This window comes from Sporosarcina cyprini (genome assembly GCF_022048975.1).
In the GTDB taxonomy this organism is placed as follows: Bacteria; Bacillota; Bacilli; order Bacillales_A; family Planococcaceae; genus Sporosarcina; species Sporosarcina cyprini.
In genome coordinates this window covers 173980-198651 of the sequence record NZ_JAKMHX010000030.1, presented here as the reverse complement: position 1 = coordinate 198651, position 24672 = coordinate 173980, and the positions used below count along the sequence as shown (strand labels likewise).

At 40.8% G+C, this 24672-nt stretch carries 28 protein-coding genes, 1 pseudogene and 1 other annotated feature; of the genes and pseudogenes, 20 read left to right on the top strand and 9 right to left on the bottom strand.

The features are described from left to right. The first annotated feature begins 153 nt into the window (after positions 1 to 153). Positions 154 to 690 (top strand): DUF4423 domain-containing protein, encoded by a 537-nt coding sequence (locus L7D49_RS13460; protein ID WP_238081664.1) that lies wholly within the window; start codon positions 154 to 156, stop codon positions 688 to 690. A 447-nt stretch (positions 691 to 1137) separates the two neighbouring features. Here L7D49_RS13460 and L7D49_RS13455 read toward each other — a convergent pair whose 3' ends face one another. Then, positions 1138 to 1638, bottom strand: coding sequence for an ECF transporter S component (locus L7D49_RS13455; RefSeq protein WP_418895893.1), 501 nt, complete (start codon positions 1636 to 1638; stop codon positions 1138 to 1140). Between the two features lie 305 nt (positions 1639 to 1943). On the opposite strand from L7D49_RS13455, the gene L7D49_RS13450 reads away from it, so the two are divergent. The 3 genes from L7D49_RS13450 to csaA all read left to right on the top strand — a co-directional run bounded on the left by L7D49_RS13450 (position 1944) and on the right by csaA (position 3887). Beyond that, positions 1944 to 2789, top strand: a complete 846-nt coding sequence (locus L7D49_RS13450) for a pyridoxamine kinase (RefSeq protein WP_238081662.1) — start codon at positions 1944 to 1946, stop codon at positions 2787 to 2789. A gap of 135 nt (positions 2790 to 2924) precedes the next feature. After that, complete coding sequence (locus tag L7D49_RS13445) at positions 2925 to 3539, top strand: LysE/ArgO family amino acid transporter (protein WP_238081660.1); 615 nt, start codon at positions 2925 to 2927, stop codon at positions 3537 to 3539. Positions 3540 to 3557: 18 nt separating this feature from the next. Next, the gene (csaA, locus tag L7D49_RS13440; RefSeq protein ID WP_238081658.1) at positions 3558 to 3887 is read left to right on the top strand and encodes a chaperone CsaA; all 330 of its coding nucleotides are present in this window, start codon (positions 3558 to 3560) and stop codon (positions 3885 to 3887) included. Positions 3888 to 3939: 52 nt separating this feature from the next. Here the strand turns inward: csaA and L7D49_RS13435 are convergent, their stop codons facing one another. Further along, positions 3940 to 4854, bottom strand: coding sequence for a class I SAM-dependent methyltransferase (locus L7D49_RS13435; protein WP_238081657.1), 915 nt, complete (start codon positions 4852 to 4854; stop codon positions 3940 to 3942). A gap of 270 nt (positions 4855 to 5124) precedes the next feature. On the opposite strand from L7D49_RS13435, the pseudogene L7D49_RS13430 reads away from it, so the two are divergent. The 8 genes and pseudogenes from L7D49_RS13430 to L7D49_RS13395 all read left to right on the top strand — a co-directional run bounded on the left by L7D49_RS13430 (position 5125) and on the right by L7D49_RS13395 (position 12168). Then, a pseudogene (locus tag L7D49_RS13430) lies at positions 5125 to 5891 on the top strand (class I SAM-dependent methyltransferase). A gap of 71 nt (positions 5892 to 5962) precedes the next feature. Continuing rightward, a complete protein-coding gene (locus tag L7D49_RS13425; RefSeq protein ID WP_238081655.1) occupies positions 5963 to 6775 on the top strand; it encodes an aminoglycoside adenylyltransferase domain-containing protein in 813 nt (270 codons plus the stop codon). Between the two features lie 916 nt (positions 6776 to 7691). Beyond that, positions 7692 to 8357, top strand: a complete 666-nt coding sequence (locus L7D49_RS13420) for a hypothetical protein (protein ID WP_238081653.1) — start codon at positions 7692 to 7694, stop codon at positions 8355 to 8357. A 206-nt stretch (positions 8358 to 8563) separates the two neighbouring features. After that, the gene (locus L7D49_RS13415; RefSeq protein WP_238081650.1) at positions 8564 to 9157 is read left to right on the top strand and encodes a lysophospholipid acyltransferase family protein; all 594 of its coding nucleotides are present in this window, start codon (positions 8564 to 8566) and stop codon (positions 9155 to 9157) included. 363 nt (positions 9158 to 9520) lie between these two features. Next, a complete protein-coding gene (locus L7D49_RS13410; protein ID WP_238081648.1) occupies positions 9521 to 9958 on the top strand; it encodes a GNAT family N-acetyltransferase in 438 nt (145 codons plus the stop codon). A gap of 15 nt (positions 9959 to 9973) precedes the next feature. Further along, positions 9974 to 10609 (top strand): NAD(P)-dependent oxidoreductase, encoded by a 636-nt coding sequence (locus L7D49_RS13405; protein WP_238081646.1) that lies wholly within the window; start codon positions 9974 to 9976, stop codon positions 10607 to 10609. A 151-nt stretch (positions 10610 to 10760) separates the two neighbouring features. Next, positions 10761 to 11561, top strand: a complete 801-nt coding sequence (locus L7D49_RS13400; protein WP_238081644.1) for a VanW family protein — start codon at positions 10761 to 10763, stop codon at positions 11559 to 11561. Positions 11562 to 11637: 76 nt separating this feature from the next. Continuing rightward, positions 11638 to 12168 carry a D-glycero-alpha-D-manno-heptose-1,7-bisphosphate 7-phosphatase gene (locus tag L7D49_RS13395; protein ID WP_238081643.1) on the top strand — a complete coding sequence of 177 codons (531 nt, stop codon included), beginning with the start codon at positions 11638 to 11640 and terminating at the stop codon, positions 12166 to 12168. Positions 12169 to 12204: 36 nt separating this feature from the next. Here L7D49_RS13395 and L7D49_RS13390 read toward each other — a convergent pair whose 3' ends face one another. The 3 genes from L7D49_RS13390 to L7D49_RS13380 form a co-directional block, all read right to left on the bottom strand. Beyond that, the gene (locus L7D49_RS13390; protein WP_238081641.1) at positions 12205 to 12834 is read right to left on the bottom strand and encodes a type 1 glutamine amidotransferase family protein; all 630 of its coding nucleotides are present in this window, start codon (positions 12832 to 12834) and stop codon (positions 12205 to 12207) included. 62 nt (positions 12835 to 12896) lie between these two features. Then, the gene (locus L7D49_RS13385) at positions 12897 to 13868 is read right to left on the bottom strand and encodes a helix-turn-helix transcriptional regulator (RefSeq protein ID WP_238081639.1); all 972 of its coding nucleotides are present in this window, start codon (positions 13866 to 13868) and stop codon (positions 12897 to 12899) included. Positions 13869 to 13944: 76 nt separating this feature from the next. Next, the gene (locus tag L7D49_RS13380; protein WP_238081637.1) at positions 13945 to 15399 is read right to left on the bottom strand and encodes an alanine/glycine:cation symporter family protein; all 1455 of its coding nucleotides are present in this window, start codon (positions 15397 to 15399) and stop codon (positions 13945 to 13947) included. A 184-nt stretch (positions 15400 to 15583) separates the two neighbouring features. On the opposite strand from L7D49_RS13380, the gene L7D49_RS13375 reads away from it, so the two are divergent. Together L7D49_RS13375 and L7D49_RS13370 are read left to right on the top strand one after the other, a co-directional pair. Continuing rightward, a complete protein-coding gene (locus tag L7D49_RS13375) occupies positions 15584 to 16372 on the top strand; it encodes an MBL fold metallo-hydrolase (protein WP_238081635.1) in 789 nt (262 codons plus the stop codon). A 229-nt stretch (positions 16373 to 16601) separates the two neighbouring features. Then, positions 16602 to 16931: a four-helix bundle copper-binding protein gene (locus L7D49_RS13370; protein WP_238081633.1), complete on the top strand. Its 330-nt coding sequence runs from the start codon at positions 16602 to 16604 to the stop codon at positions 16929 to 16931. A 92-nt stretch (positions 16932 to 17023) separates the two neighbouring features. Here L7D49_RS13370 and L7D49_RS13365 read toward each other — a convergent pair whose 3' ends face one another. Beyond that, entirely contained in the window at positions 17024 to 17233 is a 210-nt protein-coding gene (locus L7D49_RS13365) for a hypothetical protein (protein WP_238081631.1), read from the bottom strand. Positions 17234 to 17660: 427 nt separating this feature from the next. After that, on the bottom strand, positions 17661 to 18338 hold the full coding sequence (locus tag L7D49_RS13360; protein ID WP_238081629.1) for a metallophosphoesterase family protein: 678 nt from the start codon (positions 18336 to 18338) through the stop codon (positions 17661 to 17663). A gap of 88 nt (positions 18339 to 18426) precedes the next feature. On the opposite strand from L7D49_RS13360, the gene L7D49_RS13355 reads away from it, so the two are divergent. Next, complete coding sequence (locus tag L7D49_RS13355; protein ID WP_238081627.1) at positions 18427 to 18870, top strand: hypothetical protein; 444 nt, start codon at positions 18427 to 18429, stop codon at positions 18868 to 18870. A 37-nt stretch (positions 18871 to 18907) separates the two neighbouring features. Here the strand turns inward: L7D49_RS13355 and L7D49_RS13350 are convergent, their stop codons facing one another. Beyond that, complete coding sequence (locus L7D49_RS13350; RefSeq protein ID WP_238081624.1) at positions 18908 to 19195, bottom strand: DUF2653 family protein; 288 nt, start codon at positions 19193 to 19195, stop codon at positions 18908 to 18910. After that, complete coding sequence (locus tag L7D49_RS13345) at positions 19183 to 19623, bottom strand: hypothetical protein (protein ID WP_238081622.1); 441 nt, start codon at positions 19621 to 19623, stop codon at positions 19183 to 19185. Before L7D49_RS13345 ends, L7D49_RS13350 begins: the two co-directional genes overlap by 13 nt. A 1047-nt stretch (positions 19624 to 20670) precedes the next feature. Here L7D49_RS13345 and thrS point away from each other — a divergent pair. The 5 genes from thrS (at position 20671) to L7D49_RS13320 (ending at position 24576) form a co-directional block, all read left to right on the top strand. Further along, positions 20671 to 21876 carry a threonine--tRNA ligase gene (thrS, locus tag L7D49_RS13340; protein WP_238081620.1) on the top strand — a complete coding sequence of 402 codons (1206 nt, stop codon included), beginning with the start codon at positions 20671 to 20673 and terminating at the stop codon, positions 21874 to 21876. A gap of 136 nt (positions 21877 to 22012) precedes the next feature. Continuing rightward, positions 22013 to 22184: a sequence feature (16S ribosomal RNA rRNA prediction is too short), on the top strand. Between the two features lie 76 nt (positions 22185 to 22260). Then, the gene (locus L7D49_RS13335; RefSeq protein ID WP_238081618.1) at positions 22261 to 22578 is read left to right on the top strand and encodes an RNHCP domain-containing protein; all 318 of its coding nucleotides are present in this window, start codon (positions 22261 to 22263) and stop codon (positions 22576 to 22578) included. Positions 22579 to 22725: 147 nt separating this feature from the next. Then, on the top strand, positions 22726 to 23583 hold the full coding sequence (locus tag L7D49_RS13330) for an alpha/beta fold hydrolase (RefSeq protein WP_238081616.1): 858 nt from the start codon (positions 22726 to 22728) through the stop codon (positions 23581 to 23583). A gap of 210 nt (positions 23584 to 23793) precedes the next feature. Then, positions 23794 to 24219 (top strand): NUDIX hydrolase, encoded by a 426-nt coding sequence (locus L7D49_RS13325; RefSeq protein ID WP_238081614.1) that lies wholly within the window; start codon positions 23794 to 23796, stop codon positions 24217 to 24219. Positions 24220 to 24339: 120 nt separating this feature from the next. Continuing rightward, positions 24340 to 24576: a DUF3977 family protein gene (locus L7D49_RS13320; RefSeq protein WP_238081611.1), complete on the top strand. Its 237-nt coding sequence runs from the start codon at positions 24340 to 24342 to the stop codon at positions 24574 to 24576. Positions 24577 to 24672: the final 96 nt, after the last annotated feature.

The window sequence follows — 24672 nt, the reverse complement described above, 5'->3', positions numbered from 1 at the left end:
TCATTTCATAAAGAGGGGAGACCGGATAGACAGCTGGTTTCCCTTTTTTTAGTTCTCGTTTTAATTCATTTTAATAATTTCATTACAAACAACATGAAAGCTGGAAATTTGATACAATTGGTTGTATTACCTAAGTATGGAGGGGATTTTACTATGGGGAAAGTGTTGACAGTAGTATCACCACCTGAGTTGAATCTGCTAGTGTATTTAGAGGCAATCAACGAGAAAAAAGATTTTCCTGGAATTCAGTTTAGTGTTGATGACCAAGAGTACGAAAAGATCAAAGAGAGAATAAAAAATACTTGGAATCAAATAATAGCAGAGTCAAAACAATTTAATAGTGTAGGAAGGTATGATGAAATTGTAAACAATATCCTAGCAAGCTTATCAGAAGCGAAAAGAAAAGAGATTATACATTGTTTTAAAACGTGGTGGTTACAACAACCAAAACACGGTTTTGGATATATGATGGAACAACTAGTTTTTCAGCTTGGCCGTGATGAGTTATTAAGAATAAGTGGGAGTCAGCACCATACAATTGTATTGGTTTTTGATGATCCTCCTGCAAATTGTCAACAACAAGATGAATCTGGCTTTATTATAATGCCCTTACATCGCTTTTACTTTACTTTTTTTGAGCATCCCAATTATAGTAGCGCGATGAATAAGAAAAGTGACAACAAAAACTAGCAGGCAGTACTGTCCAAGATGAAAGTAAGCATGCAATTAGAAGGAATCTATATACGAAATGAAGAATCTAGCTCGAACATAATATGAGAGAATTAAAGTACCGTTCAACTATATTCCTAGTAAGGGGTAATCTTGTGTATTCTCACTTTTATAGCAATCCAGGTTCTACTATGCTGCTATTCTTATTCTGGTGGATGCTTTTGCTCGTGTTTCATCGCATGATGAATCGTTATCCAGGAAAAAATAATCTTAAGAAAGACATCATATTGACCTTTATTCAAACTGTTGCGGTCTTCATATTTCTGCCAATCATTTATTATCTAGTTGGATCTTAAATACATGGATATAGTTCACGATGTTATGAATAATAGTGAACCTCTGTTTTGGTCTTATAAACGAAAAGCAGCGAAGAGAGCTAATAGCTACTCTCTTCACTGCTTTTTATTACTATTTATTCCGGAAGAATGGTGTCTTTTTCAATGCTATGCAAAGCGGTATAGCAATGACCAAACCGACAACGCTCTGAATGAGGTCACCTGGAATGGATGCTAGTGGCGCCACCCAGTTGTTATACATGATGCCTTGCCCGATATAGTATACTGCTAGCATGACAGGTGTGGACGCAACAGCTGCCAAAATGTTGAGTTTTACGCTCTCTCCACGATATCCTTTCGACCAAGCTATCTTCCCGACGATATAGCCTTGCAAGGCACGAGCTATGATGGTCGTCGGCGCCCAGATAATCCAGCCTCCAAAAATATCAAACAAGCCCATCCCGATCGCTCCAGCAAGCGCTCCCTTTTTGGGACCGAATAAAATGGCAACGATGAAAAGTGCTGCTGTCCCTAAATGGATCAGCCCCCCCTGGCCAATCGGAAGCTTGATGTTAATAAATACAGTTGATAATAATACAATTGTCGACAGAATGGCTGTCAGCACTAAATCCATCGTCTTTGTACGAGTGTGGGTCGGTGTTTTACGTTGCAACAGCACTATATTATCTGTCTTAGTTTTTGCTATGGTTTCTTTGTTACGTTGTAAAGTTTGCATAGGCGTATCCATTTCCTCACTTTATGGAATTTTGATTACTTTTATATTACCGAATGTCTGACCATCACAAAAGTGTCAGTTCGACGAAAAATATAGAGGTCAGATATAGGGAAAAGAAATTGGGATTCTCTATATTCTTGCTTTCCGTATCTTGTGGTACGATGGAAGAAGTGCAAGTACCGAAGAGTTAGGTGGGAAATCAATTGAAAAAAGTTGCGATCATCCAAGATATGTCTTCTTTCGGAAAATGCTCGCTCACAGCGGCCATCCCGGTCTTATCTGTCATGGGGGTGCAGCCAGTCCCTTTGCCGACTGCCATTTTGACGTCGCAGACAGAATACCCTAGCTATTTTTGTGAGGATTTAACGTCGAAGATGACTCATTTTACAAACGAGTGGAGCAAGATGGGTGTTGCATTTGATGGTATCCATACAGGTTTTGTGACAGGGAAAGAGCAAATAGAAAATATCTTTTCTTTTTTACATACATTTTACAAGGAAGAGACAACGCTTCTCGTAGACCCGGTAATGGGTGACAGGGGACAGATGTATGATGTTTTTACTGACGAATTGATTAGCTATATGAAGGAATTAGTAAAGCGTGCAGATCTTATTACACCTAACGTGACAGAATGCTGTTTACTGACCGGTCTGTCTTTTGACAAATTGCAATCGTACAAGGCGAACGAGGACTATTTAGTCGCCATCGAAGAGGCTGGCCGTCAGCTGCAGACAGAAACAGACGCAAAAGTTATCATAACCGGTTTGAATCCACCGGCTCTATCTGAAACAAGATACGTCGGTAATATGTATATTGATGGTTCCCACTCGTATCACAGTCTTCAAGAATATAACGGAAGGAGTTATTCCGGAACGGGTGATTTATTTGCCTCAGTCATGATGGGCGGTATGATGCGCGGTCAGAATACCGTAGAGACGATGGAACTCGCAGAGAAGTTTTTATCGGCCGCAATCAAGTCGACATCGGAAGAGCAGATTCCAACAGTTGCCGGTGTGAACTTTGAATCGTATTTGCGGATGCTGCTATAACAATATAAAAAATCATTAATTAAGCTGTATTCTAATTAAGTGTATATTATTTATATCCGACAGTAACTTTTATCAATGATAGTACAGTTTTTAATCTAATGTAATTATGTATCCAAATGTTGAAGGAGGGTAGGAATGGAACCGATTATTCATGGTGTTTTGCTCGCGTTCGGTCTCATCCTGCCCCTTGGCGTGCAAAATATTTTTGTCTTTACACAGGGGATTACACAGCCGACTCTCCTCAAAGCAATCCCGGCGGCACTTACCGCTGCCATTTGTGATACTGTCTTGATCGTTCTTGCTATTTTAGGATTATCTTTGATCGTTTTGCAATTCGAATGGCTGCGTCTCGTCTTAATTGTGGCAGGCATTTTGTTCCTTGTTTATATGGGAAGAGTTATTTGGACATCTCCAGCAGCAAATCTTGAAGGAACTGTCGCGATGCCGGCGAAACGTCAAATTCTTTTTGCGCTTTCCGTCTCATTATTAAATCCGCATGCCTTATTGGATACAATTGGGGTGATTGGAACTAGCGCAGTAAAATATAGCGGGCAGGACAGACTCCTTTTTTCTCTAGCCTGTATCGCAATATCTTGGTTGTGGTTTTTCGGATTATCCACTTTTGGATCCCTGTTGAAAAGGATTCAGATCCCTTCAGGCATTTTTATTTTGTTTAATAAATGTTCGGCTGTCTTCATTTGGGGAACAGCAATCTATTTATTTATTGGATTATGGCAAGAGTTACAATAGAAAGGGAGGCGAAACAAAATGGCAGCAATTGAAGACTTTTTACAATTGGATATTCGTGTTGGTACTGTGATCCATGCGGAGGCTTTCCCAGAAGCGAGGGTTCCAGCCATCAAATTGCAAATTGATTTTGGTGAGCTTGGGATTAAACAATCCTCTGCAGAAATTACAAAACGGTACCTTCCGGAAAAGTTAATCGGGGAGCAAGTGGTCGCCGTTGTAAATTTTCCGCCGAGACGGATTGCTGGGTACAAATCAGAAGTGTTAGTCCTAGGGGGCGTGCCGGAGGAAAGCGACGTGGTGTTGCTAAAACCGGATATGCCTCTTTCAAATGGTACACCGATCGCATAATAAGCCAGAAGCCATTCACCTGAAATATCAGGCGGTTGGCTTCCGGAAAAACTTATCGTTTCTCGGCATGTACATAATGGATTGTTTCGAATGCGGACAATTCATCGGATCTGTTTTCAAAAAATTGCTCTTGAATGTCGACTGGAGATAAGTGTTCATAAATTAATAAACCTGTTTCCTCCAGTAACCGCTCTAATTCCTCGAACGAAAAGCATGACTTCATTGGTTCGCCTGTGGCAGAAGCCAGCTGGACCATCTGCTGTACTCGATTTGATCTTCCTTTTTCCCTAAACAGCTGTTCATCAGCATAATCAAAAACAATCGAACTGCCTGCTGGAACATCAGCAAATAACGCTTTCAGCAATTCAGCAATTTCCTCTTTCTTCAGATAGTAGGATACTCCCAGCAGACTGAAAAAGGTTTTTTTATCAGGTGAGAAACTAGACTCTAAAAGACCTTTACAATCATATCCCTCACTGAAATCCATTGGAACAAAATGCAAGTGGCTTGGTATGGACCAACCGGCTTTCTGAATCCTTAACTTTTTGGATTCTTGTGTAGCGGGATGATCAACCTCATAGATATCTAAGTTGCTTACATCTGAATGGCGAAAACTATACGTATCCAAGCCGGCACCTAAAATTACATACTGAGTGGTGCCCAATAGAATCTCATTGTGCAAGACTTGTTCGCAATAAGCCGAGCGGCCAACTGATGTAGGAGCCAATTGTAAATGATTGATCCAACGAAGGATTTTATCGGGACAGTTTTGATATTTTTCTTTAATGGATGGATTGAAAAAATCAATACCATTTACCATGTTGCGGCTAATCTCCTCAAATTCTTTCTCAGCGATCAAGTCATTAACAAGAAAGTCATCAAAAATTTTCGGTGTATCGAAACGACTGTGGTAGGCACGTCCGAAAGCTGTCAAGACGGAAGTAAAGCTTGCTTGTTGATTCTCCAAATACATTATCCTCCCCAATAAAAAAAGATTCCCCTGGCCAGGAGAATCTAATTATACACATCTATTATATTTTTGTAAATTATAGCATAAATAAATATTTTTGTCAAATTTGAAGCGTTGCGAATAGTAGAGTTGACCTGTCATGAGATGTATTTGATGGTTAAATATGTTAGAGTGTTCTTATTATAGTAAAATTGTAGACTATGAATCATCATTGATAGGAAGCAAAAAAACTAGCTATTATTATGATTCAAAATGGGAGGTCATAAAATGTCTTTTAGCTATTATGGAGAACTTTGTACAGAAGTGTACGATATCACAAAGCCGGTCGGCCATTCGTTTGGTGAAGAGATTCCCTATTATATAGAGAGGCTAAAAAGCTGCAAAGGTCCGATTTTGGAAGCGATGGTTGGTTCAGGACGCTTTTTAATCCCCCTTTTAGAGGCGGGTTATCATGTGGAAGGTGTAGATTATTCAGCCGATATGCTGTTGTCCTGCCGTGAGAGATGCTTGGAACGAGGGCTGACTCCTGTCTTATATGAAGCTGATATAAAAGAGCTATCATTAACGCAACAATATGAGGCCATTCTGATTCCTGCTGGTTCTTTTCAATTGATTGAAGAACGGAATGAAGCTATAGAGGTATTAAAAAGCTTGTATGGACATCTGGAACCGGGCGGCAGATTGATCCTTGATCTGTTTCTTCCGGAAGCACAGTTTGAAAAGATTGGTAGGTAGTAGCAAATTCCACGTTTTCCTTACCCAATGGTGACACGATCACGATGGAAGAAAAATTAATTGAAGCAGATTTGTTTCGACAGAGCAAAGTGTCCTATTTACGATATGAAAAATGGCGTAACGGCGACTTAATGCAAACGGAGTTGCAACGTTTTGCGATCCGTTGGTATGGAGTGGAGGAATTCAGGCTTATTTTACAAAGTATCGGTTTTACAGATGTAGTGGTGTCGGCAGATTATCAATATGGAACCATGCCTAAGAGATACGATCAAACCTTTACATTTGAGGCAGTAAAATGAAGTTTACATGATGAAGCAAAGGTCTCTTAATTATCCTTGCTTTTTAAGAGACATGAGAGTAGGGGATATTTTTGGATACTAGAATAACAAAACCTGTACAGCACATATTAGACCACTACCTAGCTTTATTCCTACAAAAATTACCTGAAACGTTCGTTGGTTTGTATATACATGGTTCAATTGCATTTGATGCCTATCAAGAAGGTTCCAGCGATATTGACTTCATGGCGGTGGTCAACAAACCATTAGGGGATGAGGAAGTACAAGCAATCAGCCACATCCATCAAGAATTAAAACGGAAACATACGATAGAGATGGATGGCAGTTATGTTCTAAAGAATGAAGTCGGTCGAAATTCGGATCATATAAGCGATTGCCTTTATGTTAATGGTGGTAATACTATGCGCAGCAAGCATGAGATGAATCCAGTCACATGGTGGATGTTGAAGAACAAGGGCATCCGTGTGACAGGCCCGGACATTTCTTCGTTCTCCATAAAAGTAGAAGAAAGTGAGTTGACTACTTTTATACTCCAGAATATGAACCGATATTGGGCTGGGCGAATCAATACGTTGAAGAAATATAAAAGAGTCGCTGTTTTCTTGCCGAATCGATTTATTGAAAAGGAGTTGCTTTGGACTGTTCCAGGTGTGTTGCGTCAATTTTATACGTTACAAGAACGAGCTGTCACTTCAAAGATCAAAGCATGCACATATGCTTGTGATCACGTTCCAGAAAGATGGCATCCCCTTATTAACGAAGTGATCAGCCTTCGGGAAGGCAGGAGAACGGGATATGCTAAATCGAAAAAGCAAAAAATTGATGATCTTTTGCAATTCATGGTTAATATTATTGCGTATTGCAATGAAAAGTATTCTGCTTAGTAGAGACGGAAACACGGTAGAAACGGAGTAATTGGCTAGAAAAGAAGAAGTGGACTGAAGGCACTTGATGAAAGAAGAGTTCCTTATTGGCAATCTCACAATGCTTATCTAAAAGGAAATTACAATATACCAAGAAGGCGGCAAATGGTCGTAATTCTCTAGCAAATTTATCCTTAAATGCACTGCATGCCTTCAGCTTCTTTCAAGCAAGAGAGAACTGCTCCAAATCGCATAGTTGCAAGGGAGAGCGGTGAAGGGCTTTTCACTAGGGGGGTTCGTTCGGAATTACTTGAACACTTCTATTAAATATGCGGATTTTTGGGAATCCAAGTATGTCGCCTATCGAAAAAAGTCATCATTGACCTTCACAATGGCCCAAATTACATTGCTAATCGGAAAGAGACGATGACTGGTTTGGATTGGGATTCCTGTACAGTAAACAATTCAACTTATTCATTGCAATTGCCAAAGCCATATAGTCAGAAAAAGAGTTGGAAATTGAATCGATTTTCAACTCTTTTTCTTTACCATCTGAAAAAAATATGAGGGAGGTTGGATAAACTACTTTTGCGGATAGCAAGCTCACTCTTATATCTTGCGATTTGATTGTGACTAAAAATTAAATAGTAGGAATTTATACAGCTTGTATCGGCTATGATAAAGGAAGTGGTGTGCTGACATCGTCCTATTATCTAATAATATCCTAATTAATATTATGTTAAGAAAAAGATTGCGACACGTAAACTAAAATACGAAATGCAGTAATTTAGTTAGAGAGTGTTGTATTCCTGTGGTACAGCAATTGTGCAGGATTAGGGGTGAGTAATATGGCAAACGATACAGCAAGTGATTAATTAAGGAATAGAAGATTGTCTACTATAAAGTACTATTTTAAACATAAAGGGGTTGGAGACAAATGGTGAAAAAGTTGCTAGGTGTTATTGCGATAATTGGATTATTAACGGCATGTAGTAACGAGGGAAGTCAAACAACTAATAATCAAATGAACGATGATACGAATGATGCTGAACAAGAAGTTGAAAAAGAATCCGAAAACAATAAAAATCAATCGAATTCAAAAGATGTGATGGAGGACAATCAATCTAACATGGAGCCTCAAACAGGATCCACCGAAACCCTAATTAGAAATGTTGAAGGTAGGGACCAGGAAGTCAAAGTAATTAATTATGAAATTCAGCCTTATGCCATTTCTTATCGATTGGATGAAATGTTCGGTGTCCCTGAAGTGAAGCAAAACCAAATTACTTATTCAATTGATGATGCTAATTACCACATTTCTTTAGAAATTATAGAGCACACAACTCTCGAAAATGCTGTCTCGAACCTTCAGGAACGGTTTGAAACAGAAGGATACGACGAAAGTTTTGATTTGGAAGACACACCAACAGAAGAAAATGCGTTGAATGGAAAAATGCAGTTTTTTGATTATCCGATAAAAGGATTTATTGCTTATGAGGTTGATGAACACGTACTGGCAATTACTTTTCGATATCCGGTGGAAGGTGGGGATAGTATGTACCCACTTTTAGGAGACTTGCGAAAATCGATTCATGTACAATAATTATTTAACAGACAAGATACCACAACAGATGATCTGTTATTCAATATCTCCCAATAACTTTAACATAGTTTTTGTATTTATAATCCTACAAGTTGATCTATAAAAGCGTTAGAAAGAGGAAACCTTGCTTTAACTGGAATAAACAGCTCTATTACTCTATAATTAGTACCTAGTAATATAACAAGATAATAAAAAGGTGATTATATATGTATGCTGTTGTTTCAAGGATTGCAAAGCTTCTATTAGGAGTGTTAGGAAAATATGAAGTGAGAAATAAGAATTTCCTTCCTTCTAAAGGAGGCTATATTGTAACTTGTACCCATACCGGGTGGCTGGACGTTGTCATATTGGCAGTGTGCTTGCCAAGACCCATACATTTCATGGCGAAACAAGAACTCTTTCACATCAAGCTCCTATCCGCTTTCCTGAGAAAACTGAACGCCTTTCCGGTGAACCGAGAGAATCCTTCCCCGAGTAGCATCAAAATTCCAGTGAAATTATTAAAAAGTGGAGAAGTGGTTGGTATTTTCCCCGGGGGCACTCGAACAACTGAAGATGTCGCATTGAAGCGGGGAGCGATCACCATCGCTAGTCTCGCAAAGGTGCCGGTTGTCCCTGCAATATACGAAGGTCCTCGAACCATTCGGGAACTGCTGAAAGTGAGGAAAGCAACAATAACTTTCGGGGAGCCGTTCTATGTCGAAAGTAAAACGAAGGAAGAACTCGCGTTGTGCACAGTTCAACTTTCGGAACAGATGAATGCACTGCAATCCGGCAGGCTTGTTGCTGTCGAAGAATAATACAAAATGCAATGCATTGAACATTTTCATTCTCAATAACAGCCATTGGAATAGGGAATGGGTAAGCTTGGTCAACAAATCAGTGGTAGGTAGAAACGGGCAGTCTGGAATACATGAGCACTCTGGCATACGGGCAGTCACTGGAATAATTGAGCACTCCAAATAAGAATAAACTTCTAAACAATACAATAATAATGGAAGTAGCTGGCCCCTTTGGTTATGATCAAATCAAAGGGGCTTTGTTAATGAGCAAAGCTAGAACTATGGATACTAACCATGTGCCAACAATCATCACGATTCATGGGATGACTAACTGCTTCTAATATCGAGCAGTAACTATATGATTCAAGGGGGGAATTGTAGATGGAAGTTGAAGTGCGAAACTTAGCTAGACAGGATTATAAAGCGCTTGTTCAGCTTTTCGAACAGTTAGGCTATCCAAGTTCTTTGCAGGAAATTGAAGAGCGCTTTAACCTTCTAGGTGAACAGGAAGCCTATCATTCCTTTGTAGCAGTCAATGAGGGAAAAGTGATTGGCTTTGCAGGTGTTTGCCGCATGTTTCAATTTGAAAGGGATGGCAGTTATGTAAGAATTCTAGCCTTTGTCGTTGACTCGAAAGTGAGGAAGCTAGGCGTAGGCACCATTTTGTTGCAATCGATCGAAGAATGGGCTAGAAATAATAATTGCAATAGTATTACTTTGAATAGCGGAAACCGGGATGAACGATTGGCGGCTCATGCTTTCTACAAAACAAACGGATATGTAGTGAGGAGCTCCGGTTTTTCTAAAAGTCTAGAGTGAAAAGGGGGATTTTGAATGGTACAGCGACGTATTGCCGTAATCGGCGGAACAGGAAAAGTGGGGAAATACATAGCGGAAACTGGGTTGGAAAGAGGCTATCGTGTAAGGATGCTTGTACGGGATCCGGAGCGCGTGCATAAGCATCTGGAAGGAGTAGAATTGATTGTTGGTGATGCATTAAATGCCGAGTCGATCGAAGAGACAATTCAGAACTGCGATACAGTCATAAATACATTTGGACAGCCTGTTAGAGCGATGCCGCTCTATAGTGAAGTTACAAAACTGATTCTATCTCAGATGAAGGAGCAAGGCATTCAAAGGTATATTGGCGTGACAGGTGGTTCTCTTACACTAGTTGGAGACCGTAAAAACCTCATTAATCGATTTGGAGCAGGGGTATTTGAGATTTTATTCTCAAAGATGATGGTAGATAAACGGAAGGAACATGACATGTTAAAACAATCCGATTTAGCATGGACACTTTTCCGGTTACCTTTTGTCTATGAAGGACCGGAACAAGGTGAAATACGAAAAAATCTGATCGATATGCCAGGCAGCAAAATTTCAAACAGGGATATTGCCCGTTTTCTTGTGGAACAGATTGAAAAGAAGACCTATTTTCATCAAACACCATTTATCGCTGGGAACTGAATGCTTGGTTTATTGAAAGGAAGCAGTTCCGCTAAATATTTTTATACTTTCTAAATAAAGATGTATAAGAACAACATTTTTCTCATAACAAGGAATCCTTCCCACATCTAGCGAATAGGAATGGATAAGATCTGTTAAGGGGAGAATGTCAATGAGGCTATCTGAAATACATCCATTTTTTTATCATGCTCGCATTGAACAAAAGCGGCTGTTCCGGGGGCTGGCTAATTGGAGAGACAGGAAACAGTTTGCTACTAAAAAAGAGCAAAGCACGTATCTGTTTACTTGCAAGAAGCACCAATCGTTATTGCGGCGAAAGCTCGGCAGCAGCGATCCACAGCTGCAGGAGAATAAAGTGGTTAATCTTAAAATTGCTTCCGATGCTATTGATGGAATCCTTATACGACCGGGAGAAGTGTTTTCGTTTTGGCGAGTTGTTGGACGCGCAACGAAGGCGAAAGGCTATATTGAGGGGATGCAACTCTCGAGAGGCGAAGTGAAAACCGGAATCGGCGGAGGCGTTTGTCAGCTTGCCAACTTATTGTATTGGATGGCACTGCATACGCCGCTCACTGTTGTGGAAAGACATCATCATAGCTTCGATCCATTTCCGGACGAAGGTCGTGTATTGCCATTCGGCAGCGGGGCGAGCGTTTTTTATAATTATGTAGATCTGCGTTTTAAAAATGAGACGGAGAATACATTTCAAATTAAATTGTGGCTGACAGATCGTCATTTAAAGGGAGCCATTTATTCCAATGTTGAATTAGACTTTTCCTATCATATTGTTGAAAAAGCGCATGCCTTTTATCAACAAGATGGCAAAAATTATCGGCGGAACGAAATTTGGCGGAAAACGGTCGATAAAAGAACAGGCGATGCTATCAACGAAGAAATGTTGCTGAAGAACAATGCGGAAGTAAAATATGAACTTGAATTGTGTGAAGTATAATAATATTATTATGTAAACTAGAATGAATGATTCATTAAAAACGGAGCTTTCCGGATAATATCAAGGAGGGAACCAAATGAAAAATGCGGTTTTTTTAGATCGGGATGGAGTCATCAATGAAGTGCTCACCGACCGGGTCAAATTTGTTAACCGTCCTCGTGATTTTTACTTCCTACCCGGCGTACCGGCAGCTATAAAAAAGCTGAATGCTCATTTTGACTATATTTTTGTCGTGACGAATCAAGGTGGTGTCGGCCTCGGTTTTATGAAAGAAACTCAGCTCCAGGCGATTCACGACCATATGATAGAAGAGTTGCGGAAAAAAGGAGCTATTGTCCACGATGTAGCATACTGCCCGCATAAGCCAAAATCCGGGTGTGCTTGCCGCAAGCCGAACAGCAAGCTGATCGAGGATTTGGCTAACCGATATCAAGTCGACTTGTCGAAATCCTATATGGTCGGAGATACGGACACTGATGTCATGGCTGGCAAAAAAGCTGGAACGAAAGGTGTGTTCCTCGGCCAATCTGATCCGCTTGCGGATGCTGTTTTTCCTGACTTACCGAGTGCTGTGGAATGGATGATTCAAGATTCGCAAAACGAATAAAAGCCCGCGTTTTCCTGCCGCGAGGCTTTTTTGGTTTCATCCTATTGTATTCATTAGCTGAAAAAAGTACTCCGGCTGCTGGGTTTTGTTTAAATCATACCATGCAGTCAATGTATCGGTCTGAAAGACATCCAATGACAACAGAACCTCTCTGGCGAATTCCAAAGGGGCAATCCCCGAAGCGGTTATCAGGTTTTCGCTTGAAACTACGCTTTCGTTCTCGAAATACATTTCACCTTTATACTGGGGGCTGACCATTGTTAAATAAGCCAGGTCATTGCTTGTATGTCTTCTCGTGTCGAAGTAACCGATATCTGCAAGTCCTATAGTCGCTCCGCAAATCGCCGCCAGTAGAGCACCCTGCTCTGCAGCTTCCGTAGCTTTATCTAACATCGGCAGATGGATTGCTTCTCCCCACGTATTGCCGCCAGGTAGAATAATCAAATCCTGGCTTCTAAAAGTACATTCATCTAGTGTGAAATCTGGCTTAATTACCAAGCCGCCCATCGTCTTAATCGTTTCTTTTGATAATCCGATTGTCCTGACTTTCATGGGGTCCATACCCTTTTTAAAAAATCTTCCTGAGTTCAATTCAGCAATCAAATACCCGTATTCCCAGTCAGACATCGAGTCAAATACATACAAAAATGCACTTTTCGTTTCCATAATAAACACTCCAATTCCAGTTGATATGGCCCATTATATAAAAACTTCCCTGACAGCTGCCGTCAGGGAAGTGAAGAAGATTGATGGAAATGAAGTAATTCGCTTAGAACCTCAATTAATTTTTTCTGTAAACTTTTCGGAGCAATCACTCGTATTGATGTGCCGTACGGTAAAAGAAGGTAAGGCACAAAAGTATTAATCATCTCTTTATCCAGAAGGAAGACTGCGTGGCCATCCTCCCGTTTTTGTAAGTAATGATTTAAAAACCAATGCCTGCAAAGATCGTCTATCACTTTTGGCTTTCCTTCAATGCAAAAAGTCTCGATTCCTTCACTCGGTAATGCCGGCAGAAGGTTTTCCATAAAAAAATCTTGCGGAGAAAAGTCTTGCGGCACACTGAATGAATGATCGGTGACCGTTAAGCTGATTAGCCGATCAACCCGAAAACTGCGGTTCTCTTGCCGCAGATGGCAAAATCCGATGACGTACCATCTTGAATTCCAAAAGATGACTTTGTACGGGTCAATCATGCGATCTAATGGCTGTCCGTTATCTCTGACAGGATATTGAATGGCTATCGATAAGCATTTCGCAACAGCTGTTTCCAAATCCTTTAAAGATGATTCGATTGAGTGGGAGCCGTGTCCCTTCATGACTTCCAGAGTGGAAGCGTGAATGTTAATATGTTTTTCCTGTTTTTCATTCACATAGTTGCGGAGCTTTTCCATCGCTCTTTGGAGCGAGTCCCCGCCATAGTAGCCCGCTTCTTGGGCAAAGCGAGCCGCATGGATGAGGGAAGTTTGCTCTTCAGCATCGAAAAAAAGAGGCGCTTCCTTAAAATGATCTAATAGGCTATAGCCGCCGTGGTGACCAGGTTCAGACACGATTGGCACGCCACTTGTCGAAAGGGTATCGATATAGCGATAGACCGTTCTTATATTCAGCTCCAGTTTCTCGGCAATTTGTTGCGCTGTGATTTTCTCACCTGAACGCAGCAACCATAGAATGGCGAGCATATTGTCGATTGTAGGCATAATTCATCTCCGATTCTGGCATTTTCACTATTATACCTTGTGAGCTGCTCAGATTGTGAGAATGCAGGAATCCGCCTTATTTCTTTTTCAATTTATCCTCATAGAAGACATGAAAGTTAGGATCGACCGTTCCGATGTTTAGGTGTCTCGCTTTATAGTCCCGCAATAAGGCGAAGAACTTTTTGCTTAGGATTAGCAATATGACAAGGTTGATGAAAGTCGGGATGGCTGTCGTAATATCTGCGAAATACCAGACGGCTTTACCTGGAAGGTCATAAGCGACTGCATAAACGACCATTAGAAGTCCAGGTATCGGATAGAGCCATTTATAGAAGTTGAGTGTCTTATTTTTCGTTTTGATCTTGCTTACGCCACCGAAAAGATGACGCAAGATGATTTCATAATACGTATACCAGCCGGTCGTAGTTGTTAAACCGAATAAAAAGATGCAAAGGGTTAGAATCATCCGTCCAGATTCTCCGATTCCAGTTTCAAAAGCGGATAAAGTCAGAGCGGCTCCATCAAGACCCGACGACCAAGCACCTGTAATAATAATGGTGAAAGCAGTCATCGAACAAATGACAATCGTGTCGATGAAAACTTCAATCGCTCCCCACATCCCTTGCTTGATCGGATGGTTAGTTTTTGCCGTTGAATGGATCATCGGTGAAGTACCCCAGCCAGCTTCGTTACTATAGACTGCGCGCGCAACGCCCATCCGGATCACTTGAGCGATAACTGCTCCTGTGAAGCCGCCAACCGCAGCCATGCCTGAAAATGCACTCTCAAAAATTAGGCCAAATACCGGACCAATTTCGGAGAAATTCTTAAAAATGATAAAAAGCGATGCCAAAATATAAAAGATACTCATAAAAGGAATAAGCTTAGAGGCAATTTCTCCGATTCTCTTAATGCCACCATAAATAATGACATAAATAAGAGTGACGTAAATGAACGACGAAGGTATCATCCCGATTTTAAAAGTAGAGCTGACTGCTTCGGATACAGTATAGTTCTGAAGTGTAATGAAAAATGTTGTAAAAATCCCGAAACCAAAAAGGAAAGCAGGTATTTTCCAATATTTGAATTTCTTTTCCTCGCCTAATCCCTTTTCCATATAATACGTGGGTCCGCCATAAGGATTTCCTTTTTCATCTGTGCTTCTATAATGGACAGCTAGTGAAACTTCTACAGTTTTCGTCATCATTCCTAGAAAGGCAGTTACCCACATCCAAAATACCGCTCCCGGGCCGCCAACCGCTATCGCTGTGGCCACCCCGCCAATATTTCCGACTCCCACGCTTCCGCCAATCGCCGTACTCACTGCCTGGAATGGGGTTAATATCCCTTTTTCTTTGTTACTATCCTTCTTCGAAAATAACCTGCCGAACGTTGCTTTGAAAATATGCGGTAGGTAGCCGAACTGAAAGAACTTACTGCCAATTGTAAAGTAAAGACCAACGAATAACACGGTAAAAATCAGTGGCAACCCCCATAGCCAGTCCACAATTGTTTCTAAGATGGTTTCCATTTTCCTTGCCTCCTTTATTTGTTATCTGAAATGTTTGAACCATTCTATGAGGATATATTGGCTTTGATTCAATGAAAGAATATTAAATTTGAAGCTGAATTGAACGTATGTTCGTATTGTGGTATGTTGTTAGGTGACAACTAGATATACTATGGAAGTTAATATATAGAAAAGGGGTATGAGGATGAGGAGAATACAAGATTCATGGTTTACAGTCACTCAAATCGATGAAGAGACATTTGCGATTAGTGAATATGGGCATTGGGAAAAAGTCCATTCCTATTTGCTGTTAGGAAAGGACAAGGCTGCATTAATTGATACGGGACTTGGTATTGACAATATGAAACGAATAACCGATCAGCTTACTGATTTGCCAATCGTCGTGTTAACTACACATGTCCATTGGGATCATATCGGGAGTCATGGGGAGTATAAAGAAATTTACGTTCATGCGGAAGAAGAGGATTGGCTAATCAATGGAATTGAAAAGCTGTCTATTGAGCAAATCAGAAAGGATGTTGCAAGAGATATCACAATTCCTGTGCCATTCACGTTTAATCCGGACACATACACTCCTTTCACAGGAAACCCTGCAGGTATAATGCAAGATGGTGATGAAATGAATATTGGCAATCGGAACTTGGTTATATACCATACGCCTGGCCATTCACCTGGTCATATCTCCATTCTCGATGAAAGTAGGGGGTATTTATTCACGGGGGATGTTTTATATGATGAAACACCAGTCTATGCGTTTTTCCCTACAACCGATCCTGGTGTGTTAGTACAATCATTAAAAAAATTGTCAGGTATTCCGAATGTGAAAAAGATTTATGGCGGCCACAATACAATTGGCTTAGAACCAGATATCCTGGAGGAAGTAAAAAATGCAATGGAGCGTCTGGAAGAAGAGGATTTGGTTCGTCATGGGACAGGAATCCATCGTTTCGAACGTTTCAGTGTCCAATTTTAAAGCAAAAGGTTTGCTAAAGCAGTTGTGTAGCATTCAAGCTTATTCTTTACGATATAGAAACACAGGATCAAATGATTTATGAAGGGTGCAGTTCTATGGGAAAGTCATCCCATCTCGTGGCGGTGATGACACTTACAAGATTGGAAAAATAAAAACGGTTAACTCCTATATGGTTTGGATGGATCTTCTAAGGGAAGAGAAGAAATGAAACTTCTCGGAGGTGAACCATATGGAATCTAAATATGCGGAATGTTATCGGATTTGTCTGGAATGTTTGGAAGCTTGCAACAGTTGTTTTGATGCCTGTTTGAAGGAAGACGATGTTAAAATGATGGCGGGGTGCATCCGTCTTGATCGGGAATGCGCTGATATTTGTGCTTACACTGCGCAAGCGATCTCACGAAATAGTCCGTTTGTCGAAGATATCCTATCACTTTCCGCCACGATTTGTGAACGCTGTGCAGACGAGTGTTCAAAACACGATCATGATCATTGCAAACACTGTGCAGACGTTTGCAGTAAATGTGCAGCTATATGCCGAGAAATGACGGTAGCATAATTTAGTGCTAAAAACACTCAGGGTTTCCTGAGTGTTTTTTGACGTATTCATATACAGATATAATTTTTCTCCAACAGTTCTTTTGCATTAACTCAAATATTTTTCACTTGCTTTTTATAATAATAAACGATCAATTGAGCGAGAAATATAGCGAATGATAAAAACATGAAATAGCTATTTACATTGAAATATTGACTGTTAACATGCAACGACATAAACGACGTGATCGTATCAATATAGCCCCAATCTATATGGCCAACTTCTTTTTTGTATGTTTCCGCCAAAAGAGTTTTGTACTTCAAGAAAGAACTCCTTTGGTAGAGAAAAGAAACGACCACGTGAATAAACGTAACGGTCATTCCTATAATATATACAGCAGGTCTCATACTAAACTGATTACATATTGTTACCGTTAAATAGACTAGATATACAAACATACAAGCAAGAATAGGGAAAAATAATAGTGCTGGGTTTCCATTTCCTGATTCATCATCAGGTGGTGGAGTTAGTACATTACCTATCCAAAATAATGGGATGGCAAGAATCATGATTCCAATAATAATAAGAATCCTTCTTTTCAATTTAACTCACATCCACTTTCCTCAATGCATACTTTATTCTTCATTTGATTTTAACACATTTTTCCTTATGTTTTTCGGCTTCAATTAAAAAAATGCATAAGGGTAGTTTCCTAATATAGAATAATGATGAAGTTCAAGTTTGTTGTATCTATAGGTTAAGTTGATTCCCGTGAAAAGCCCTGAGAAGAAATTCACGTTGTGGTACTTGTAACTCTTCGTAGGAAGCTAAAAACGTAGTATTATCATAAACAGCTTCTTCAAGGTGAACTTCGATTCTTAAGGGAGTCATCTCCACAATCGCATAAGGAGCCGTTGGTCTTGAATTGCATCCTAAAGAACCAGGGTTTAAATAAATTGTCGTTTCATTGCTGAAAAAGTGGACGGGGTGGTGATGTCCAAAACAGATCAAGGCTTCCTTGTTGTCCCTGAACAAAGCAGCGACATGAGAAAGACTTGGCTCCACGATTCGACTAAATGGATCTTGGCTAATCGGGGCTGTCAGTTTGTTTGGATCGATGTGATAATGTGTAAACAGTAAGGAATGTCCATCCATCCATTGATGATGCTCCCTAGCGTGTAAATGGCTTAATGGATATTCATTATCAGTCAACAGAGCTAATACGGCTTCATCATGATTGCCAGTGACCATGGAGATATCATCTCTTTCGAACAAAGTATACAGTACTTCGTTTGAATCAGGCCCAATTCCAATCATATCCCCGAGACAGTAAATATGGTCAATATCCAGGCGATTGTCCAGTTCTACAAGAACAGCATGCAAGGCAGAGGAATTCCCATGAATATCTGTCATTATACCAATTTTCACAATTTCACACCTTCTTTATTTTTATGATAAATTATATCATATGTAGAAGTAGATAATCTTTAACTAAAAAGAAAGGAGTGGAATTAGAATGACGCAGTTTTATTATGTTTGCTCAAAGTCGCCGTTGGATACTGGGATTTTTGGCGAGGAGAAAAAGGAGTCAAGAAAGGGGCATATGACATACGAGACAGAAGTAGATGAGGCGTCCATTACAGTGAAACTTTTAGATGGTAAAGGTCATGGCCATTTGTCGTATCCCTATCAGTATGAAGTGGATTCCAATATAGGAGATTTCGGTACCTACAAGCCTATCTTGAATGAGCTCGATCAGAAGTGCCTAAACACTTTGCTAAGCTATATAAAAGAAGCGGTTAATCGCAGTTTTGTTATTGAATTCTATACCGCCTGGGCAGGGGAAGAAGATTTGGAGCCCATCCAAGTGACTGAGCTGGCATTGGAAGAGTTGACTTGTGAAGCATTGCAACTGAAAAATCTGGAGAAGCTGAGAATCTATCGACGTCTGGGATATTAAAAACCCAATTAATCGGTCAGATTAATTGGGTCAGTGCTTAATGTATAGATGCAATAATCCCTTCGTTTCGATCAAACAGAAGGCGAATGCCTGCGGCAAAGGGATCTTCTTGAAGCATTTCTTCGATCCAAAGCCGGATCGCTTGAATCATTTGAAAAGACGTAAGTGAGAAGGTTTCTCCTTGGATAACAGCCTCAGCTGAGAATACTTCTTCGTCATATGCCAATTCCACTTCAACGTCTACCGGCTGGACCGGATAATTTTTAGCCGCATATAGACAGATGGCATTGACGATATCCTGCTCCGACATGGTCAGCTCCGCCATGGATTTACTTCTTCCTTCCGCTTTTTGAATGAAACAAAAATTTTCCGGATGATGCTGATGATCAAGACAATCGCCAACATATTAATCATAAATCCAAGAAGTGAGCCAAGGATCCCCATGTTGGCAAACAGACTGCCGAATAAGAGTCCCGCAAGACCGCCCACGAACAATCCTCTCATTAAGCCGCCGGAGAAAAATCCTCCCTTTGAAGAAGCGGGCTTTGCTTGTTTGTTAAAGGAAGCATTGTCTTCTTGTTTCTTATCCACTTTAGCTGGTTTGTTATAAGAGTTGTTGTTTGTGTTGAAGCTTTTCTTGCCAGACTTGTACCCTTTTGCCTCAACAGTTGTCGCATGGTCATTGAATAGTGTGCTGCCGATCGGTGACATGATGATTGTTACTGCAAGTAGCGCCGATACTAGTTTTTTCAATTCATTTCCCTCCGTTTTGGGCACTCTTTTGTGCCTTACCGTTATTATAAATGATTTAGCGCTAAAATAATAATCAATTGCATTGGTATAATTGTGAATAAAAATGGAAGGTAATAACTTGAAATGAGCCGACAATGAAAGAAACCTCGATATGTAAATACGATAGGGAATTGGTGGATGGTAGAATGTAGACACTTCATAACGAAGAATGATGCCTATTGACAGAAATGTTGCGATTTACTATAATTCAAAAAAGCAATCAGATAGTACGGCGTTGAAAAGGACATGAATCATTTCAAAAGCTTTACCAGAGAACAGGACCTTGGCTGAAAGTTCTGTAGTGGAAGAAATGGTTAACCACCTTTGAGCTATCATAGGGGACCGCGCTTGGCGGGAAACTATGTTCGGGAGACCGTTATCGCTTGAGCGACATGCTTTTTAAGCATGTCGGAAATTGGGTGGCACCACGACCGCATTCGTCCCTTTATACGGGGAGGAATGCGGTTTTTTAATTGAACAGGAAGCATTGAAAAGGATACGAATCATTTGGAAAGCTTGACAGAGAACAGGACCATTGGCTGAAAGTCCTGAAGTGGAACAAATGATTTACCGCCTTTGAGCAATCGCAGGCAACCGCAATTATGCGAAACTGCGATCGGGAGACCGTTATCGTTAGAGCGTCATGCTTTTTTGGCATGGCGGAAACAGGGTGGCACCACGACCGCATTCGTCCCTTACATAAGGAAAGAATGCGGTTTTTTATTTGAATAAGAAAGCAATGAAAAGGACATGAATCATTTTGGAATCTTGCCAGAGAACAGGATCATCGGCTGGAAGTCCTGTAGAAGAAGAAATGATTTACCGCCTTTAAGCTGTTGCAGGGAATCGCGAGATTTGCGTGAAACTGCAACCGGGAAACCGTTATCGAATTGAGCGTCGTCATCCTTGTGAATTGCGGCGGAATCAGGGTGGTATCACGACCGCATTCGTCCCTATATCTAGGGAGGAGTGCGGTTTTTATTTATATACAAAATAGGAGGAATTAGTATGTCAGTCAATCAGGAAATCGAAAAAAGGAATCACCGTAAACTAGGACAGGAGCTTGAGCTATTCATGGCGTCAGAAGAAGCACCGGGCATGCCGTTTTATTTGCCGAAAGGGATGATTGTCCGGAATGAGTTGGAACGATATTGGAAGCAAAAACACCAGGAAGCAGACTACGAGGAAATCAAAACACCGATTATGATGAAGCAGGAGCTATGGGAACAATCGGGACACTGGGATCATTATCATGAAAACATGTACTTTTCGAATGTCGATGAGCAGCACTATGCTTTGAAGCCAATGAATTGTCCGGGAGCCATGCTCATTTTTAATCATAAACGGAGAAGCTATCGTGAATTGCCAATCCGCTATGCAGAACTGGGATTAGTTCATCGCCATGAGTTATCCGGTTCATTAAATGGAATGTTGCGGGTTCGTGCCTTTACGCAAGATGATGCCCATCTTTTCGTCCGGAAGGATCAAATTGAAAAGGAAATCGACAGAGTGCTGGATATGGTCCATGAGATGTATTCAGAATTCGGTTTCGAGTATGAGGTAGAACTGTCGACTCGGCCGGATCATTATATGGGATCGCTGGAATTATGGAACGAAGCTGAACAATCGTTGGAATCCGTACTCAAACAGAGGGGCATGGATTATCGGATTAATGAAGCGGACGGAGCGTTCTATGGGCCGAAAATTGATTTCCATATACTCGATTCGCTCGGACGCAGCTGGCAATGCGGCACAGTCCAGCTAGATTTCCAAATGCCTGAGAAGTTCAATTGTCGCTATGTAAATGAACAAAATGAACTTGAATACCCGATCATCATTCATCGCGCTATCTTTGGGTCAGTTGAACGTTTCCTTGCCATCTTAGTCGAACATTATGGGGGAGACTTTCCAGTATGGCTGGCGCCGGAACAAGTGAGAATTGTCCCCATCTCTGATCAGCATGTTGAATATGCAAACGAAGTGCGACAAAGGCTTGCAAAAGAGGGCATCCGGGTCAAAGTGGATGATCGAGCGGAAAAAATGGGTTTGAAGATTAGAGAATCCGAAAAGCAAAAGGTGCCATATATGTTGATCGTAGGAGACCAGGAAGTCGATAAACAACTTGTCTCTGTACGTAGACGTAAAGAAGGAGATTTGGGGCAGATGCCGATGGATGAGCTGCTGGAAAAAGTACAAAGTGAACAGAAGAAATAGGAAAATTCTCTGTTTAATTGAAAGGGTATCTGCTACGATAGTGTGGAATACATCCCAATGCATATGGAGTGATGAGTTTGTTCATACAAATAAGAAATGGCCGTGTAGCATAGGGGACGACTGCCGATGTCAGTGATCCAGGAAGAACACCAACTAGTGGGAGATGGAGAGGTCCGTCTCACAGTGGCTGTGACAAATTGAAAAGCAGCCGTGGTTCGGATGCCAGGATGGAATACGCCTGGTTGAAGCAGGAACTAGCAGTAATCGCCGGGTAGAGCCAGGCGGTGAAGAGGTCCCTTCTCCCGGAAAGCCTGAAACTACAATGTAGGAAAACAAAACGGAACCCTGCCTCCAAAGATGAAAAAACATCTTGGAGGAATGTACATGGGCCGGAAAGAAGAAAATACAGGATTTATCTGTGAGCAATGCGGAGCAACGATTGATCCCTTAACGAACGGGAGCTTTCGAAATCATTGTCCTTATTGCTTATACTCGAAGCATCTTGACCATAAGCCGGGAGATCGAGCGAGTGATTGCCTTGGATTGATGAAACCCATAGGATGGGACTATTCAGCGAAAAAGGGCTATCAGCTAATTCACCAATGTGAAAAATGCGGGAAAATCGGGAAGAATAAAATCGCCCGATGTACTGTGCAAGAAGATGATTGGATATCCTTTTCTTCAAAAGAATTCACGTTCTAGCATGTATTCAATGAGAGCCAAGCGAATGGGATTGCTTGGTTCTTTTTTTGATGAAAATACAGTTGTAATGCTATTATTCCGGTGAAATCATTTAACATAATTTTCTTACCAGTGGTACAATATGGGAAGGAAAAGGGGGATTATCATATGTGGAAGCAACGAATTATCGAAACAAGCAGAGGATCTTTTGAGTTGTTTGAAAAAGGAGAAGGAGAACCTCTTGCTGTGACTCACCTATATAGTGAATACAATGAAAAAGGGAATACATTTGCGAATCCCTTTACTGCTCACTATCATGTCTTTCTCATTAATTTACGCGGAGCCGGTAAATCAGTAGCTGCGGAATCAGAAGAGCAGTACAGCATGGAAGAATCCGTGTTGGATCTGGAGGCAATTCGTGAAGCGCTACAGCTGAAAAAATGGGGATTTGCAGGACATTCGACGGGAGGGATGCTGGCGCTAGTTTATGCGACGATGAAACAAGAATCCTTAACGAAAATCATTTGTGGTGGTGCTGCAGCCAGTAAAGAATATGCTGCTGATCCTGGAAGTATTTATTGCCGGGAAAACCCGAACTTTGAGCGGATTGTAGAAATAATGGATCGCTTGGATACGCAAGATGTCCCTCTAGAAGAAAGACGCTCGTTGGGACGTGAATGGAATTTGATGTCTTTTCACTCTGAAGAGAAGATGGATGCCGCAACGTTGAAACCGAACAGTGGAAGGACCGTAGGAGATCGATTGTCATACTTCCGAAAAGTAGACTGCAAAACGTATGATGTCCGGGAGTCATTGAAAAGTGTACATATTCCTGCCTTTATTTACTCAGGTGTTTATGATGCGCAATGTCCACATAAATTTGGCGTGGAGATAGCGGATTGCATGCCGAATGCCTATTTCACCAGCTTTAGCGAAAGCAACCATTATCCGTTTGCAGAGGAAGAAGAGAAGTTTGATGAATTTGTTGATAGCACGCTGAGAGAAGCAAATCAGGCAACTACATAATATGTTGATAACCGGGGGAGAAGAGTCGTTTCATCTCCCTCGTATCACATGGCCGCTCCTTCGTCTGGACTCTAATTGATCAGTTTACAAAGTATTTTCAATAAATGCGAGTTGAGCGCCTGTGCTACCTAGTCGAAAGTGGAAGTTGAAGGTTAATCACCAATGTCCTGAGTGGAACTATTTGAACCATTTTATTTGAGAGGGGAAAATATGATGGGAGCAAAAACGTATACACCTGCGAAACATTTTGTTTCTGCGGCGACCATTGTTCTGAACGAACAAAATGAAATATTATTAATTAAAGGACCACGTAGGGGTTGGGAAATGCCGGGTGGCATCGTAGAAGAGGGGGAGTCGCTGAAGGAGGCTGCCATTAGGGAAACGAAAGAGGAGTCAGGTATTGAGATTGAAGTGATTCAATTCTGCGGGGTATTTCAGAATGTCCAAAAATCCATCTGCAATACGCTGTTTTTGGCAAAGCCGATCGGTGGTGAATTAACCACCTCACCAGAAAGTGTGGAAGTCGGGTTTTTCCCGGTCGAACAGGCATTGCAAATGATCACGATTGATAACTTCCGGCAAAGGATTGAGTACTGTCTTGATAGCAGCAAACAGCCATTCTATGTGGAATTTTAGCTATACGAGTGTAATAATGAGTTGCGTTAAGTCAGACGCATCTCTTTTTTATTGGAGAAATTCGGGACTGTCCAAGCTTTGTTTACAATACCAGTAACTACAAGGGAAGGGGGATGGGAAATGAAGTATATTGAATTAGGAATAGGAAACAAATGGTTAATAAGAACAGAAACAGAACTATGTGATGGAACAGAAGTTGAGGAGAAGGGAATAAAACGCCCGATTCATTTCAAATCAATTTATGTAAGAGTTTGGGTAGGAAAAAAAGTTATAATCATAGATTCGAAGGAGGGACTCAAAGTCGGAAGGAAGGATAAAACTAAAGTGAAAATAATTCTTGGAGTCAAAAGTTTATAATGAATAAAGTTCGTCGGATTGTAGTGGATAAAATCCGATTTACACTTTCTAATACATAAGGGGAAAAAGTATTTCTTTCAATTGAATATATTAGGC

Excerpts from the sequence above, each read along its gene's own strand:
- L7D49_RS13385 (WP_238081639.1), bottom strand. The coding sequence starts at position 13,868 with ATGCCTACAATCGACAATATGCTCGCCATTCTATGGTTGCTGCGTTCA.
- L7D49_RS13370 (WP_238081633.1), top strand. The coding sequence starts at position 16,602 with ATGGAATCTAAATATGCGGAATGTTATCGGATTTGTCTGGAATGTTTG.
- L7D49_RS13460 (WP_238081664.1), top strand. The coding sequence starts at position 154 with ATGGGGAAAGTGTTGACAGTAGTATCACCACCTGAGTTGAATCTGCTA.
- L7D49_RS13325 (WP_238081614.1), top strand. The coding sequence starts at position 23,794 with ATGATGGGAGCAAAAACGTATACACCTGCGAAACATTTTGTTTCTGCG.
- L7D49_RS13335 (WP_238081618.1), top strand. The coding sequence starts at position 22,261 with ATGGGCCGGAAAGAAGAAAATACAGGATTTATCTGTGAGCAATGCGGA.
- L7D49_RS13420 (WP_238081653.1), top strand. The coding sequence starts at position 7,692 with ATGGTGAAAAAGTTGCTAGGTGTTATTGCGATAATTGGATTATTAACG.
- csaA (WP_238081658.1), top strand. The coding sequence starts at position 3,558 with ATGGCAGCAATTGAAGACTTTTTACAATTGGATATTCGTGTTGGTACT.
- L7D49_RS13395 (WP_238081643.1), top strand. The coding sequence starts at position 11,638 with ATGAAAAATGCGGTTTTTTTAGATCGGGATGGAGTCATCAATGAAGTG.
- L7D49_RS13445 (WP_238081660.1), top strand. The coding sequence starts at position 2,925 with ATGGAACCGATTATTCATGGTGTTTTGCTCGCGTTCGGTCTCATCCTG.
- L7D49_RS13400 (WP_238081644.1), top strand. The coding sequence starts at position 10,761 with ATGAGGCTATCTGAAATACATCCATTTTTTTATCATGCTCGCATTGAA.
- L7D49_RS13390 (WP_238081641.1), bottom strand. The coding sequence starts at position 12,834 with ATGGAAACGAAAAGTGCATTTTTGTATGTATTTGACTCGATGTCTGAC.
- L7D49_RS13350 (WP_238081624.1), bottom strand. The coding sequence starts at position 19,195 with ATGGCGGAGCTGACCATGTCGGAGCAGGATATCGTCAATGCCATCTGT.
- L7D49_RS13375 (WP_238081635.1), top strand. The coding sequence starts at position 15,584 with ATGAGGAGAATACAAGATTCATGGTTTACAGTCACTCAAATCGATGAA.
- thrS (WP_238081620.1), top strand. The coding sequence starts at position 20,671 with ATGTCAGTCAATCAGGAAATCGAAAAAAGGAATCACCGTAAACTAGGA.
- L7D49_RS13455 (WP_418895893.1), bottom strand. The coding sequence starts at position 1,638 with ATGGATTTAGTGCTGACAGCCATTCTGTCGACAATTGTATTATTATCA.
- L7D49_RS13355 (WP_238081627.1), top strand. The coding sequence starts at position 18,427 with ATGACGCAGTTTTATTATGTTTGCTCAAAGTCGCCGTTGGATACTGGG.
- L7D49_RS13410 (WP_238081648.1), top strand. The coding sequence starts at position 9,521 with ATGGAAGTTGAAGTGCGAAACTTAGCTAGACAGGATTATAAAGCGCTT.
- L7D49_RS13320 (WP_238081611.1), top strand. The coding sequence starts at position 24,340 with ATGAAGTATATTGAATTAGGAATAGGAAACAAATGGTTAATAAGAACA.
- L7D49_RS13330 (WP_238081616.1), top strand. The coding sequence starts at position 22,726 with ATGTGGAAGCAACGAATTATCGAAACAAGCAGAGGATCTTTTGAGTTG.
- L7D49_RS13415 (WP_238081650.1), top strand. The coding sequence starts at position 8,564 with ATGTATGCTGTTGTTTCAAGGATTGCAAAGCTTCTATTAGGAGTGTTA.
- L7D49_RS13405 (WP_238081646.1), top strand. The coding sequence starts at position 9,974 with ATGGTACAGCGACGTATTGCCGTAATCGGCGGAACAGGAAAAGTGGGG.
- L7D49_RS13380 (WP_238081637.1), bottom strand. The coding sequence starts at position 15,399 with ATGGAAACCATCTTAGAAACAATTGTGGACTGGCTATGGGGGTTGCCA.